Source organism: Polaromonas sp. P4_F9 (genome assembly GCF_056401235.1).
Genome location: NZ_JBFUJT010000031.1, coordinates 36,707 through 50,531, shown reverse-complemented (window position 1 = coordinate 50,531; position 13,825 = coordinate 36,707). Strand labels below are relative to the sequence as shown.

Here is a 13,825-nt window from a genome sequence, read left to right as displayed (position 1 = left end):
TGGGTCAAGGTCTGGCTTTGCCGGACGGCCGGGGACGCAGTGTCTGGAAAACCTCGCCCAGTTCCGAGACGCGGCCGCACTCGTCGGCCTCGTAGCCGGGCAACTGGTCGACGGCGCGCCTGAACGCTTCGCTGCGCAGGGTGTCCAGCATCTGCTGGACGACGGGCGCGGCCAGCGAGCGCTCGTCGCACAGCAGAAAGTAGCGCTCTGTCTGGCTCGGGATGAAATCGAGCTTGAACTGGCGCGCCGGGGTTTCCACGCCGTAGCCCGCGTCGGCCATGCCGCTGGCCACGAAGGCCGCGACCGCAGCGTGGGTGAACTCGCATTGCTCGTAGCCCTTGATCTGTGCGGGTGCTATGCCTTCCTTTTGCAGCAGCATGTCCAGCAGGAAGCGCGTGCCCGAGCCCGCCTGGCGATTGATGAAGCGCACGCCCGGCCGCGCCAGGTCTTTCAGCGCATAGATTTTCTGGGGGTTGCCCTGCGCCACCATCAGGCCCTGGCGACGCGAGGCGACATGGATGATCCGCTGCGAACGCGGGCTCAACCAAGGGCTGTAATGGGCCACGGTGGGCGCCTCGAATTCACCCAGCGGCACGTGAAAGCCCGCCACGTCGCAGCCCGCGTTGTGCAGCGAAGCCAGCGCCTCCACGCTGCCGCAGTACTTGAGGTCGTTCGGCACGCCGCCCGCGACGAGAAAATGGCGCAGCGTCTCGATGGCGAAGCCGTGGCTGGCATGGATGCGCAGCAAGGCCGGCACCGACGACAGCACTTTCTCGATCTCCGCGCCCAGCTCGGAGGCCAGCGAATCGAGCATGGGCGACAGGCGCGCGGCGATGCGCCGGTCGGCCCACACCAGCTTCTCGCCCAGGGTCGTGAGCGTCGAGCCCTTGCCCCTCTCCATCAGCACCAGGGGCTCGCCGAACAGGGCCTCGCCCTGGCGGATCAGCTCCCAGGCGTGGCGATAGGAAACCCCCGAGGTCTGACACGCGCCGGCCAGGCTGCCTTGCTCGTGAACGCGTACCAGCAACTCCACCACGCGTGGGGGCAGCACGGCGCCGCCGGCTTGCCGGATGGTCCATTGCGGCTTGATGGTGACTTTGTACATCAATGTATATATGTTGTTTAAAGCCTATTAAGAAGGCCGTTCAGATCATATTGCATCGGATTTTATCGGCAAATACACTGGCTGCAACACCTCCCGGTTCATATGCCTCTAACAGCCTATTTAAACGATGAACACCACCATTGAAACCGCCCGCGCCATCGCCGCCGCCCACAAGGACGCCCCGGGCGGCCTGCTGCCCGCGCTGCACGGCATCCAGGATGCGCTGGGCCACGTGCCGGCCGATGCGGTGCCCGCGATTGCCGGCGAATTCAACCTGTCGCGCGCCGAGGTGCACGGCGTCATCACCTACTACCACCACTTCCGCGCCACGCCGGCCGCCCGCCACGTCATCCACATCTGCCGCGCCGAAGCCTGCCAGGCCATGGGGGCCGAGGCATTGCTGGCGCATGCCAGGCAGCACCTGGGCTGCGAACTGCATGGCCATTCGAAAGACGGCGAGTTCACGCTGGAGCCGGCCTACTGCCTGGGTCTGTGCGCCTCATCGCCGGCGCTGCTGATGGGCGACGAACTGCATGCGCGCGTGACGCCGCAGGCCTTCGATGCCCTTGTGGCCCAAGCCAGGAGCGCAGCATGAGCCGCAGGGCCGTTCCCAAGGCGAATACCGCAACGTACAGCACGGAGGTTTCCGAATGAATCCCCAAGACCGCATCACCGTCTATGTGCCGCGCGACTCCGCGGCGCTGGCCGCCGGCGCCGACCGCGTGGCGAAAAAGATCGAGAAGGAAGCGGCTGCGCGGGGGCTGGCCGTGAGCCTGGTGCGCAACGGCTCGCGCGGCCTGTTCTGGCTTGAGCCTCTGGTCGAAGTCGCTACCCCACAGGGTCGCGTGGCCTATGGGCCGGTGGCGCCGGGCGATGTGGGCAGCCTGTTCGAAGCCGGCTTCCTCCAGGGAGACGCGCACCCGCTGCATCTGGGGCTGACCCAGGAGATTGCCTACCTGAAGAAGCAGGAGCGGCTGACCTTCGCGCGCATGGGCATCACCGACCCGCTGTCGCTGGCCGACTATGAGGCGCACGAGGGTTTCGTGGGCTTGCGCCGCGCGCTGGCGCTGGCACCGGCCGACATCGTGCAGCAGGTGTTCGACGCGGGCCTGCGCGGCCGGGGCGGGGCGGCCTTCCCGGCGGCCATCAAGTGGAAAACGGTGCTCAATACGCCGGCGGCGCAGAAGTACATCGTCTGCAATGCCGACGAGGGCGACTCCGGCACCTACTCCGACCGCATGACGATGGAGGGCGACCCCTTCGTGCTGATCGAAGGCATGACCATCGCTGCCATCGCCACCGGTGCGACGCAGGGTTATGTGTACGTGCGCTCCGAGTATCCGCACGCCATCGCGGTGCTGAACGCGGCGATCGCCCATGCCGAGGCGGCCGGCTTCCTGGGCGCGGACATCCTGGGGTCGGCGCATAGCTTTTCGCTGGAGGTGCGCAAGGCCGCCGGCTCCTACGTGTGCGGTGAAGAGACCGCGCTGCTCGAAAGCCTGGAAGGCAAGCGCGGCATCGTGCGGGCCAAGCCACCGGTGCCGGCCGTCGAGGGCCTGTTCGGCCGCCCGACGGTGGTGAACAACGTGATCACGCTGGCCACGGTGCCTCTCATCCTGGCGCGCGGTGCGGATTTCTACAAGGACTTCGGCATGGGCCGCTCGCGCGGCACGCTGCCGTTCCAGCTGGCCGGCAACATCCTGCACGGCGGCCTGGTCGAAAAAGCGTTTGGTTTGACCTTGCGCGAGCTGCTGTTCGACTTTGGTGGCGGTTCCGCCTCGGGCCGGCCGATCAAGGCGGTGCAGGTCGGCGGCCCGTTGGGCGCCTACCTGCCCGAATCGCAGTGGGACATTCCGCTGGACTACGAAGCTTATGCCGCTGTGGGCGCGGTAGTGGGACATGGCGGCATCGTGGTGCATGACGACACCGGCGATCTGTCGAAGCTGGCGCGCTACGCCATGGAATTCTGCGCGCTTGAATCCTGCGGCAAGTGCACGCCTTGCCGGATTGGCTCCACGCGCGGCGTCGAAGTCATCGACAAGATCAGTGCCAACCAGAACCGCCCGCAGCAGGTCATCCTGCAGAACGATCGATTGCAGCAGGTTGCCCTGCTGCGGGACCTGTGCGACACCATGCTCAACGGGTCGCTCTGCGCCATGGGCGGCATGACGCCGTACCCGGTGCTCTCCGCCCTCAACCATTACCCGCAGGACTTTGGTCTTGCTTCCCCCGATTGCACCGATCGCGAAGCGGCATAGAAAAGGAAAAAGGAACCCCCATGCTCGACCCTACCCACGAGATCGACTACGGCACGCCGAAGCGCGAAAGCACCGAGGAAGTCACCCTCGACATCGACGGCATGCAGGTCACGGTGCCCAAGGGCACGTCACTGATGCGCGCTGCCATCGATGCGGGCGTGCAGGTGCCCAAGCTGTGCGCCACCGATAGCCTGGAACCGTTTGGGTCCTGCCGGCTGTGCCTGGTGGAGGTCGACGGCCGCAAGGGCTACCCCGCCTCCTGCACCACGCCCGCAGAAGCCGGCATGAAGGTGCGCACGCAGAGCCCGAAGCTGCAGGAGCTGCGCAAGGGCATGATGGAGCTGTACATCTCCGACCACCCGCTGGATTGCCTCACGTGCGCGGCCAACGGCGACTGCGAGCTGCAGGACATGGCGGGCGTGACCGGCCTGCGCGAGGTGCGCTACGGTTTCGACGGGGCCAACCACCTCAAGGCCAGGAAAGACGAGTCCAACCCCTACTTCACCTACGATCCGTCCAAGTGCATCGTCTGCAACCGCTGCGTGCGCGCCTGCGAAGAGACGCAAGGCACCTTCGCGCTGACTATTCAAGGGAGAGGCTTCGAATCGCGCGTGTCGGCGGGGCAGGACCAGCCCTTCATGGAGTCGGAGTGCGTGAGCTGCGGCGCCTGCGTGCAGGCCTGCCCGACCGCCACGCTGCAGGAAAAGTCCRTCATCTGGCTCGGCCAGGCCGAGCACAGCGTGACGACCACCTGCGCCTACTGCGGCGTCGGCTGCGGCTTCAAGGCCGAGATGAAGGGCAGCGAAGTGGTGCGCATGGTGCCGTGGAAAGACGGCCAGGCCAACGAAGGGCATTCCTGCGTCAAGGGCCGCTTCGCCTGGGGCTATGCCACGCACAAGGACCGCATGCTCAAACCCATGATCCGCAAGAAGATCACCGACCCGTGGCAGGAGGTGAGCTGGGACGAGGCGGTCAACTACGCCGCTTCCGAGTTCCGCCGCATCCAGGCGAAACACGGCCGCGAGTCGATCGGCGGTATCACGTCTTCGCGCTGCACGAATGAAGAAACCTACCTCGTGCAAAAGCTGGTGCGCGCCGCCTTCGGCAACAACAATGTGGACACCTGCGCGCGGGTCTGCCACTCGCCCACCGGCTATGGCCTGAAGCAGACGCTGGGCGAATCGGCCGGCACGCAGACCTTCAAGTCGGTCGAGAAGGCCGACGTGATCATGATCATCGGCGCCAACCCGACGGATGGCCACCCGGTATTCGCCTCGCGCATGAAGAAGCGGCTGCGCCAGGGCGCCAGGCTCATCGTGGTGGACCCGCGCCGCATCGATATCGTGAAGTCGCCGCACATCCGCGCCGAGCACCACCTGCAGCTCAAACCGGGCACCAACGTGGCGGTGGTCACCGCCATGGCGCACGTGATCGTGACTGAAGGGCTGGTCGACGAAGCCTTCGTCGCCGAACGCTGCAATGCCCAATCGTTCAACGAGTGGCGTGAATTCGTGGCGCGTCCCGAAAACTCGCCCGAAGCCACGCAGGCGGTGACCGGCGTGCCGGCGACGGAACTGCGCGCGGCCGCCCGCCTGTTCGCCACGGGTTTCGACGGTCACAGGAACGGCGCCATCTACTACGGCCTGGGCGTGACCGAGCACAGCCAGGGTTCCACCACGGTGATGGGCATCGCTAACCTGGCCATGGCCACCGGCAATGTGGGCCGCGAAGGCGTGGGCGTGAACCCGCTGCGCGGCCAGAACAATGTGCAGGGCGCCTGCGACATGGGCTCGTTCCCGCACGAGCTGCCCGGCTACCGCCATGTGTCCGACAGCACGGCGCGCAGCGCCTTCGAGCAGGCCTGGGGCGTCGGGATCGACCCCGAACCCGGTTTGCGCATCCCGAACATGTTCGACGCCGCGCTCAGCGGCAGCTTCAAGGGGCTGTACTGCGAGGGCGAGGACATCGTGCAGTCCGACCCCAACACCCAGCATGTGGCCGCCGCCATGATGGCGATGGAATGCATCGTGGTGCAGGACCTGTTTCTCAACGAAACAGCCAAGTACGCGCACGTGTTCCTGCCCGGCTCCTCCTTCCTGGAAAAAGACGGCACCTTCACCAACGCCGAGCGCCGCATCTCGCGGGTGCGCAAGGTCATGCCGCCCAAGGCCGGCCTGGCCGACTGGGAGGTGACCCAGAAGCTGGCCAACGCCCTGGGCTACCCCATGAACTACAGGCACCCCGAGGAGATCATGGCCGAGATCGCGGCGCTGACGCCCACTTTCCACGGCGTGAGCTACCAGAAGATCGACCAGCTCGGCAGCATCCAGTGGCCTTGCAACGACGAGGCGCCCGAGGGCACGCCGACCATGCACGTCGAGCAGTTCGTGCGCGGCAAGGGCAGGTTCATCATCACGCAGTACGTGGCCACCGACGAGAAGGTCACGCGCATGTACCCGCTGCTGCTGACGACAGGGCGCATCCTGTCGCAGTACAACGTGGGGGCGCAGACCCGGCGCACCGCCAACAACGCGTGGCACAGCGAAGACCGGCTGGAGATCCACCCGCACGACGCCGAGGAACGCGGCATCAACCAGGACGACTGGGTCGGCATCAAGAGCCGCGCCGGCGAAACCGTGCTGCGCGCGGTAGTGACCGAACGCATGCAGCCCGGCGTGGTCTACACCACCTTCCATTTTCCGGAATCGGGCGCCAATGTGATCACCACAGACAACTCCGACTGGGCCACCAACTGCCCCGAGTTCAAGGTCACGGCCGTGCAGGTGATGCCGGTGATGCAGCCCTCTGCCTGGCAGCAGGAATACAGCCGCTTCAACCGCATCCAGCAAGGCTTGCTCGAGGCGCGGTCCGGGCAAGGTGAAGCGGTGGTGGCGAAATGAGGGCTGCACCATGAAGCCGGACGACGCTTTCCTTGCGCGTGGTGGCGCCGAGCAGGTGCCCGTCAGCGGCACGCGCGGCGGGCAGCGCTTCGAGGTTCTGGACTGGGTGGCCGAGGAGGTGCCGGTGGCGCTGGAGTTCAACGGCATCTCGCACGCCGTCATGCTGGCAACGCCGCTGGACCTGGAAGACTTCGCGCTGGGCTTTTCGCTGAGCGAAGGCATCCTGCAGGACCGCCATGAGCTGTACGACGTGGAGCAGCACACCGGCGAGGAAGGCATCACGCTGCAACTGGAAGTCGCCAGCGCAGCCTTCGCGCGCCTGAAAGACCGGCGCCGCTCGATGGCCGGGCGCACCGGCTGCGGTTTGTGCGGCACCGAGAGCCTGGCACAGGTCGCGCGGGTGCTGCCGGTGCTGCCCGACGGCCCGGCGGCGCAGCGGCGGGCCGTCGCCCGCGCGATGACGCAAGTGCGCGCGCTGCAGGTGCTGCAGCAGGCTACCGGTGCGGTCCACGCCGCGGCGTGGTGCACGCCCGAGGGCGAGGTCGTGCTGCTGCGCGAAGACGTGGGACGCCACAACGCGCTCGACAAGCTGATCGGCGCCCTGGCCGGCAGCGGCCTGGCCGTTCACGAAGGCTTCATCGCCGTAACCAGCCGCGCCAGCTTCGAGATGGTGCAAAAGACCGTGCTGGCCGGTGTACCCCTGCTCGCTGCGGTATCCGCCGCCACGTCGCTCGCCACCGCCACGGCCGAGCGGGCCGGGCTGACGCTGGTGGGCTTCGCCCGCGGTGACGACCTGGTGGTCTATACCCACCCCGAGCGTCTGCAACCTTGAACCGGACTTCTCCAATGCACATCGACCAACTGATCCGCATGGCCAACCAGATCGGCAGCTTCTTCGAGGCCATGCCCAACCGCGCACAGGCTGTGGAGGACACCGCGCAGCATATCAAGAAATTCTGGGAGCCGCGCATGCGGCGTGAGTTGCTTGTTCATGTGGACAGCGCCGGCAACACGGAACTGAATGATATGGTCGCGCAAGCGCTGGCCCGCCACCGTAGCGTGCTGGAGTGACGTAGCCAGCGCTGCGTCCTCGTTCCTATGCATGCCGGTTCATAGCTCGCCATTCCCGATGCGGGGATGCCCGCGGCGCGCTTAGGATACAGGCTTAGGATGAAATACCCCCACGCTCTCTTCGTTCGCTGCCCCCTGAGGGGGTGCTCAGTGCCCTTCGGGCGGCCGGGCGGGCACTGACATGAATACTTTTTCTGAAAGCGCCGTCACCGCGCTGCAACTCCTCACCGGCTTCGACCCGCTGCTGCTGGCCATTGTGGGCCGCTCGCTGGCCGTCAGCGCCACGGCCTGCGTGCTGGCCTGTGGCCTGGGCCTGCTGCTCGGCGCCTGGCTGGGCGTGGCGCGTTTTGCCGGGCGCGACGCGGTGCTCACCCTGCTCAACACCTTGCTGGCGCTGCCTTCGGTGGTGGTGGGGCTTGTCGTTTACCTGCTGCTGTCGCGCTCCGGGCCGCTGGGTTTTCTGGGCTGGCTGTTTTCATTCAAGGCCATGGTGCTGGCGCAGGCCGTGCTGGTGCTGCCGGTGGTGACGGCGCTGACGCGGCAAGCCGTGGAAGATGCCGAACGCGCCCATGGCGAGCAGTTGCGCTCGCTTGGCGCCAGGCCGTTGCTGCGCAGCCTGCTGCTGGCCTGGGACGAACGCTATGCGCTGCTCACGGTGTTGATCGCCTCATTCGGTCGCGCCATTTCGGAAGTGGGTGCGGTGATGATTGTGGGCGGCAATGTTGACGGCTTCACGCGCGTGATGACCACCGCGATTGCGCTCGAAACCAGCAAGGGCGACCTGCCGCTGGCGCTGGCGCTGGGCCTGGTGCTGCTGCTGGTGGTGCTGGCACTCAACGCCCTGATCGCGGCCGTCAGCCGCTGGCGCGGGGCTGTCGGTGACAACTCCATGTTGCTCAAGGGGGCGGCGGCATGAGCGTCGCCGGGCCGCCCCAAGACGCGAAGGCCCCCTCGGGGGGCAGTGCAGCCGCTTCAGCGGCAAACGTGGGGGCTCAATGAGCGTCGCCGGGCCGCCCCAAGGGCTGAAGGTCCCCCCGATGGGGCAGTACAGCGCACGAAGTGGTGAGCGTGGGGGCAATTACCCAATGAGCGCCCTGATGCAACTCAAATCGGTGGACGTGCGCTTCGGCAAAGTGCGCGCGCTCAGCGGTATCKATCTCAGGGTGCCGGCTGGCCAGCGGCTGGCGCTGATTGGCTCCAACGGCAGCGGCAAAAGCACGCTGCTGCGCGTGCTGCACGGTCTGATCAAACCCGACAGCGGCTCGGTGCTGCGCGATGCTTCGATGCGCCAGGCCATGGTGTTCCAGCGCCCGTATATGCTGCGCAGCAGCGCACTCAACAACGTGGCGCTGGGCCTGTGGATTCGCGGCACGCCCTGGAAAGACGCGAAGGAGCAAGCCCTGCTGGCCTTGGGCCGCGTCGGTCTGGGCCAGGTAGCGCTGCGCCATGCACGCGCACTGTCGGGCGGCCAGCAGCAGCGCCTGGCGCTGGCGCGGGCCTGGAGCCTCAAGCCCGATGTGCTGCTGCTCGACGAGCCGACCTCCAGCCTGGACCCGCATGCCAAGCGCGAGGTCGAATCGCTGCTGGCCGAGTTTGCGCAAAGCGGCATGACGCTGGTGTTTGCCAGCCACAACCTGGGCCAGGTCAAGCGCCTGGCCACGAGGGTGATCTACCTGGAGCAGGGCCGGGTGCTGGCCGACCTGCCCGTGCACGATTTCTTCAATGGCCCGATGCTGGGCAAGGCCTCGCGCGAGGCCGATCTGTTTGTCAAAGGAGAGCTGGTGTGAGATTTCCAGGCTGTGTTAAGCATTTTTGGCCTGTAGCCAGCGTGGTGATTGTGCAAGCAGCTATCAGTTATTTAGCACCTTCCGCAGCGGCCCAGGCCATCACCATGGCCTCGACCACCTCCACCGAGCAGTCGGGCTTGTTTGGGCACCTGCTGCCCGAGTTTAAAAAGGCCACGGGCATGGACGTCAAGGTGGTGGCGGTCGGTACCGGCCAGGCTATCGACATGGGGCGCCGCGGTGATGCCGATGTGCTGTTTGTGCATGACCAGGCGGCTGAAGAAAAGGTGGTGGCCGAAGGCTTTGCCATCCAGCGCTTTGCGGTGATGTACAACGACTTCGTCCTCGTCGGTCCCGCATCCGACCCAGCCGGGGTGAAGGGCAGGGACATTGCCCTGGCACTGAAAAAACTCCAGGCGGCCAATGCCAATGTCGTCTCGCGCGGCGACAAGAGCGGCACCCATGCGGCCGAACTGCGCTACTGGAAGACCGCAGGTATCGAGACCCCGGCGGGAACACCGGGCTTCGCCAACTACAAGGCCTGTGGCTGCGGCATGGGCCCGGCCCTCAATATTGCGGCCAATACCCCGGGCGGAGGCGCTTATGTGCTGGCAGACCGCGGCACCTGGCTGTCCTTCAAAAACCGGGCTGACCTCGCCGTGCTGGTCGAGGGCGACACACGCCTTTTCAACCAATATGGCGTCATGGTGGTCAACCCGGCCAAACACCCGCACACCAAAGTGGCGCAAGCGCAGAAGTTTGTGGACTGGATTGTTTCGCCAGCGGGGCAGGCGGTCATTGCCAGCTACAAAATCAATGGCGAGCAGCTGTTTTTCTCCAATGCGGCGAAGTAAACCCGGCGGCGCTCCCTGAACCGAATCCGCAAATCAAGCTTCCCATGGACTCGAGCGCGTACTTATAATTTGGGCGTGTCACCCCGCCCATCATCCCGCCCGCCACTTGCTGTGTGGGCACGCCTGGCAGCTTTCTTAAGCTTTCTGGCCGTGCTGTCCGCGCTGCTGGCGCCGGTGTCCATGCTGGCCGAAGAAGTGCGTACCGGCAAGCTGGGCGGCACCTGCAGTGTCAACACAGCGCTTGCTGACCATTCGGATTCCGGCACGGGCGACGCGCTGGCGGCCGGCTCGCACTGCGACTTGTGCGGCTCCATGGGGTTGGCGCCGCCGCCGCTACCGGTCTTTGCCATTCCCTGCTTTCCGGGCAACCAGGTTGCCTCTGTGGACTTTCCGGCGGACGCTGGCGCCGCCATCCCCGGGCTGCCTTTCAGCCGCGGGCCGCCTGCACTTTGAATTGAACCGCCTCCTGTGAGGCTTTCCTGCGCGCTGACCTTGTGGCCGGTGCGCTAGTCACCGTTCATTTCAAAGTGTGGATTCCATGACATCTTCCTGCGCACAGGGTGCGTTTTCCTGCAGTGGCGTCGCCACGGCCGTATTGGCAAGCCTGGCTGCCGGTGCGGTGTTCCCCCCGATTGCGTCCGCGCAGACGTCCGCTGCTTCCGCGGACGCACCCGTCAGATCCCTGGGCGTGGTTACCGTCAACGGGGGCCAGCCGACCTCATTGCCGACGCAGATTCCGACGACGATTGAAGGCGTGAGCCGCGAGCAGATCGAGCAGACCATCAACGCCACCGACAGCGAAGATGCGCTGAAATACCTGCCCAGCCTGCTGGTGCGCAAGCGCTACATCGGCGACTACAACCATGCCGTGCTGTCCAGCCGGGCCTCCGGCACGGGCAACAGTGCGCGTTCGGCGGTGTATGCCGACGGCATTCTGCTGTCCAACTACCTGGGCAATGGCACCGTCTACGCGCCGCGCTGGGGCCTGGTGACACCCGAAGAAATCGAGCGGGTTGACGTGCTCTACGGGCCGTTTTCTGCGGCTTATCCGGGCAATTCTGTCGGCGCGGTGGTGGACTACATCACACGCATGCCGACGCAGTTTGAAGCGCATGCCAAACTCGGCGGTTTCACCCAGAACTTCAAGCTTTACGGCACCGACAGCCGCTTCAGCGGCAACCAGGCGAGCGCCTCGCTGGGCAACCGCAACGGCGACTGGTCGTGGTTTATCAATGCCAACCGCACCAAAAGCGCCGGCCAGCCGCTGACCTTTGCGACGCGGGCCATCAGCACGGCCGCACCGGCCGCGGGCGCGGTGGCGGTCACCGGCGCTGTGCCGGGCCTGGATAGAACCAACACCCCATGGCTGCTGCTGGGCGGCGCCACGCAATATGACACCGAGCAGGAGCACCTGAAGTTCAAGGTGGCGTATGACTTTTCGTCCACGGTACGCGCCAGTTACACGCTGGGCTACTGGAAAAACAGCACTGAAAACCGTTCGCAAAGCTACTTGCGCAATGCGGCCGGCGCGCCGGTATACAGCGGCCCCATCAGCATTGACGGCAAAGGCTACACCCTGGCGGCGAGCGACTTCGGCGTCAGCAACGATGCGCTGACCCACCTCATACATGGGTTATCGGTCAAGTCCAACACCCGGGGCGTGTTTGACTGGGAAGTTGCCGCCAGCCTCTACGATTACCAAAAAGACCAGCAGCGCGCTGCGACAACGGCCCAACCCGGCTCATTGCGCGGTGGTGCGGGCACGCTGCAGGACCAGAACGGTACCGGCTGGAACACCCTGGCGCTCAAGAGCATCTGGCGGCCCGACGGCATCAAGGGCGCGCACATCGCAGACTTTGGCTATCAGCAAGACAGCTACAAGCTGCGCATCCTCAAGTCCAATATTGCAGGCAACTGGATAAGCGATGGCCCGGGAACGGTGGCGAATGACGTGGGTGGCAAAACCCAACTCCGCAGCCTGTATGCGCAAGACGCCTGGACCTTTTCGCCGCTTTGGAAAGCTGTGTTGGGCGCGCGGGCCGAGAACTGGAATGCCTCCAATGGCTTTACGACCTTCGGCGCGGGCAACGTGGCGAATACGAGTTACGCCTCGCGCAGCGAGAGCTTTGTGTCGCCCAAGGCAGCGCTTTCTTACCAGTGGGCGTCTGACACCGTATTCAAGGCCTCAACCGGACGCGCGGTGCGCTTTCCGACCGTGAGTGAACTGTATGGCGCGACTTCCACCACCAATGCGAAGTTCATCAACGACCCGAACCTGCGGCCTGAAAAGTCCTGGACGACTGAACTCACGGCTGAAAAGGACCTGGGCAATGGCTTGCTGCGTCTGACCTTTTTCACCGAGAATGTGCGCGACTCGCTGTACTCGCAAACCACCTTTGACCCGGCGGCCAACCTCAATGTCAGCCGGGTGCAAAACGTTGGACGCATCAAGACCAACGGTATGGAGGTGGCCTTCACCGGCAATGACGTGTTCAAAAAAGGCTTGGACTTCAACGGCAGCGTGACCTACGCTGACTCGCGCATCAAGGAAAACGTCGGTTTTGTGAGTACGCCCGGCGACACCATTGGAAAATATCAGCCACGCGTGCCGGTGTGGCGCGCTACTGCGCTGGTCAGTTACCGGTTCGACCCAGCCTGGACCGGCACCTTTGGCGCCCGCTACAGCGGCAACCAGTTTTCCACGCTTAACAACGCAGACGTGAACGGTTTCGCCTACCAGGGCTCGAGCAAATACTTCACCACGGATGTGCGGGTACGCTGGCAGGCCAGCAAGCAGTGGAGCGCGGCGCTGGGCATCGACAACCTCAACAACTACCAGTACTGGAACTTTCACCCCTATCCGCAGCGCACTTATGTGGCTGAGCTGAAGTACGCCTTATGACACCGGGCCTCAAACGGCAATCGACTTTGGTTATTTTTTGAATTTTTTTGGTTATTGAAAGGGCATCATGAAATTTTTAATGGCTGCAAAAATCATGGCAAGCTGCGCGGTTTTGACGGGCGCCATGCCCGCCTTTTCCCATGTAGTCCTGCAGGAGCGCACGACAACGGCGCTGAGCATGTACAAAGCCGTCATGCTCGTGTCCCATGGGTGCGAGGGGTCTGCAACCAACCTGATCAGGGTCACCGTACCCGCTGGTTTCCAAGGGGCCAAACCCATGCCCAAGCCAGGCTGGAATCTATCCACCAGCCTGGGCAAGCTGGCCACAGCTTACGACAACGGCCATGGCGGCATGGTCACTGAGGGCATGACCGAAGTGACCTGGGCGGCGGCCTCCAAAGACAGCGCATTGCCCGATGCGCACTACGACGAGTTCGTCCTCAGGGGCCGGGTTCCCAAAGAGAGCGGACCCCTATGGTTCAAGATTTTTCAGGGCTGCGAAAAAGGCAGCACTGATTGGGCCGAAATACCTGTAAGCGGAACTTCCACCAAGGGGCTGAAAACCCCGGCGGCGCTGCTTGAAATCCTCCCACCCAAATGAGCTTGCTGCTCGCTGCCAGAAAGGTCACACCATGAACCCCGTTTTTACTCTGCTCCGGCCCCTCGCTGGAGTTCGCCCAGTTGTTGTTGTGGGTGTTTTGCTGATGTCGGTCTCAAGCCAGGCCTGTGACTCCGACGAGATGATTGCGCAGATGAGAGGCGCATGCAGTGAAATGATTGCCGGCTACCAGAAGGCGCTGGGCAAGCAGCTTGCCTCGCCGGCGGCCCAGGGCGCCATCGCGCAGGCCCGTACGCATTGCCAGGCGCTGGAGTTTGACAAGGCGGGGCTCAAGCTGGCGCTTGCCGCACAGCCTGCCAAGGTGGTGAATTGATCCATCCCGATTGCACATC

Annotated in this window: 13 protein-coding genes; 12 read left to right on the top strand and 1 reads right to left on the bottom strand. The window is 64.7% G+C overall.

The window, feature by feature from the left end; translation table 11 throughout:
* Positions 1-4: 4 nt before the first annotated feature.
* On the bottom strand, positions 5-1,105 hold the full coding sequence (locus tag AC1DUB_RS22415) for a substrate-binding domain-containing protein (RefSeq protein WP_477731384.1): 1,101 nt from the start codon (positions 1,103-1,105) through the stop codon (positions 5-7).
* 127 nt (positions 1,106-1,232) lie between these two features.
* Here AC1DUB_RS22415 and AC1DUB_RS22410 point away from each other — a divergent pair, with 127 nt between their 5' ends.
* From AC1DUB_RS22410 to AC1DUB_RS22355, 12 genes are all read left to right on the top strand, one after another.
* A complete protein-coding gene (locus tag AC1DUB_RS22410; RefSeq protein WP_477731383.1) occupies positions 1,233-1,700 on the top strand; it encodes a formate dehydrogenase subunit gamma in 468 nt (155 codons plus the stop codon).
* Positions 1,701-1,755: 55 nt separating this feature from the next.
* Positions 1,756-3,363 (top strand): formate dehydrogenase beta subunit, encoded by a 1,608-nt coding sequence (locus AC1DUB_RS22405; RefSeq protein WP_477731382.1) that lies wholly within the window; start codon positions 1,756-1,758, stop codon positions 3,361-3,363.
* Positions 3,364-3,383: 20 nt separating this feature from the next.
* Complete coding sequence (gene fdhF, locus AC1DUB_RS22400; protein ID WP_477731381.1) at positions 3,384-6,263, top strand: formate dehydrogenase subunit alpha; 2,880 nt, start codon at positions 3,384-3,386, stop codon at positions 6,261-6,263.
* 10 nt (positions 6,264-6,273) lie between these two features.
* The gene (gene fdhD / locus AC1DUB_RS22395; RefSeq protein ID WP_477731380.1) at positions 6,274-7,095 is read left to right on the top strand and encodes a formate dehydrogenase accessory sulfurtransferase FdhD; all 822 of its coding nucleotides are present in this window, start codon (positions 6,274-6,276) and stop codon (positions 7,093-7,095) included.
* Positions 7,096-7,109: 14 nt separating this feature from the next.
* Entirely contained in the window at positions 7,110-7,334 is a 225-nt protein-coding gene (locus AC1DUB_RS22390) for a formate dehydrogenase subunit delta (RefSeq protein WP_477731379.1), read from the top strand.
* 181 nt (positions 7,335-7,515) lie between these two features.
* A complete protein-coding gene (locus AC1DUB_RS22385; RefSeq protein ID WP_477731378.1) occupies positions 7,516-8,250 on the top strand; it encodes an ABC transporter permease in 735 nt (244 codons plus the stop codon).
* 169 nt (positions 8,251-8,419) lie between these two features.
* Entirely contained in the window at positions 8,420-9,121 is a 702-nt protein-coding gene (locus AC1DUB_RS22380) for an ABC transporter ATP-binding protein (RefSeq protein WP_477731377.1), read from the top strand.
* Between the two features lie 41 nt (positions 9,122-9,162).
* On the top strand, positions 9,163-9,972 hold the full coding sequence (locus AC1DUB_RS22375; protein WP_477731403.1) for an ABC transporter substrate-binding protein: 810 nt from the start codon (positions 9,163-9,165) through the stop codon (positions 9,970-9,972).
* 75 nt (positions 9,973-10,047) lie between these two features.
* Positions 10,048-10,425, top strand: a complete 378-nt coding sequence (locus AC1DUB_RS22370) for a DUF2946 family protein (protein ID WP_477731376.1) — start codon at positions 10,048-10,050, stop codon at positions 10,423-10,425.
* Positions 10,426-10,510: 85 nt separating this feature from the next.
* Positions 10,511-12,874 (top strand): TonB-dependent receptor, encoded by a 2,364-nt coding sequence (locus AC1DUB_RS22365; RefSeq protein ID WP_477731375.1) that lies wholly within the window; start codon positions 10,511-10,513, stop codon positions 12,872-12,874.
* Positions 12,875-12,941: 67 nt separating this feature from the next.
* Complete coding sequence (locus AC1DUB_RS22360; RefSeq protein WP_477731374.1) at positions 12,942-13,475, top strand: YcnI family copper-binding membrane protein; 534 nt, start codon at positions 12,942-12,944, stop codon at positions 13,473-13,475.
* 103 nt (positions 13,476-13,578) lie between these two features.
* Complete coding sequence (locus tag AC1DUB_RS22355; RefSeq protein ID WP_477731373.1) at positions 13,579-13,806, top strand: hypothetical protein; 228 nt, start codon at positions 13,579-13,581, stop codon at positions 13,804-13,806.
* Positions 13,807-13,825 lie beyond the last annotated feature (19 nt).

Excerpts from the sequence above, each read along its gene's own strand:
- AC1DUB_RS22415 (WP_477731384.1), bottom strand. The coding sequence starts at position 1,105 with ATGTACAAAGTCACCATCAAGCCGCAATGGACCATCCGGCAAGCCGGC.
- AC1DUB_RS22410 (WP_477731383.1), top strand. The coding sequence starts at position 1,233 with ATGAACACCACCATTGAAACCGCCCGCGCCATCGCCGCCGCCCACAAG.
- AC1DUB_RS22405 (WP_477731382.1), top strand. The coding sequence starts at position 1,756 with ATGAATCCCCAAGACCGCATCACCGTCTATGTGCCGCGCGACTCCGCG.
- fdhD (WP_477731380.1), top strand. The coding sequence starts at position 6,274 with ATGAAGCCGGACGACGCTTTCCTTGCGCGTGGTGGCGCCGAGCAGGTG.
- AC1DUB_RS22390 (WP_477731379.1), top strand. The coding sequence starts at position 7,110 with ATGCACATCGACCAACTGATCCGCATGGCCAACCAGATCGGCAGCTTC.
- AC1DUB_RS22385 (WP_477731378.1), top strand. The coding sequence starts at position 7,516 with ATGAATACTTTTTCTGAAAGCGCCGTCACCGCGCTGCAACTCCTCACC.
- AC1DUB_RS22365 (WP_477731375.1), top strand. The coding sequence starts at position 10,511 with ATGACATCTTCCTGCGCACAGGGTGCGTTTTCCTGCAGTGGCGTCGCC.
- AC1DUB_RS22360 (WP_477731374.1), top strand. The coding sequence starts at position 12,942 with ATGAAATTTTTAATGGCTGCAAAAATCATGGCAAGCTGCGCGGTTTTG.
- AC1DUB_RS22355 (WP_477731373.1), top strand. The coding sequence starts at position 13,579 with ATGTCGGTCTCAAGCCAGGCCTGTGACTCCGACGAGATGATTGCGCAG.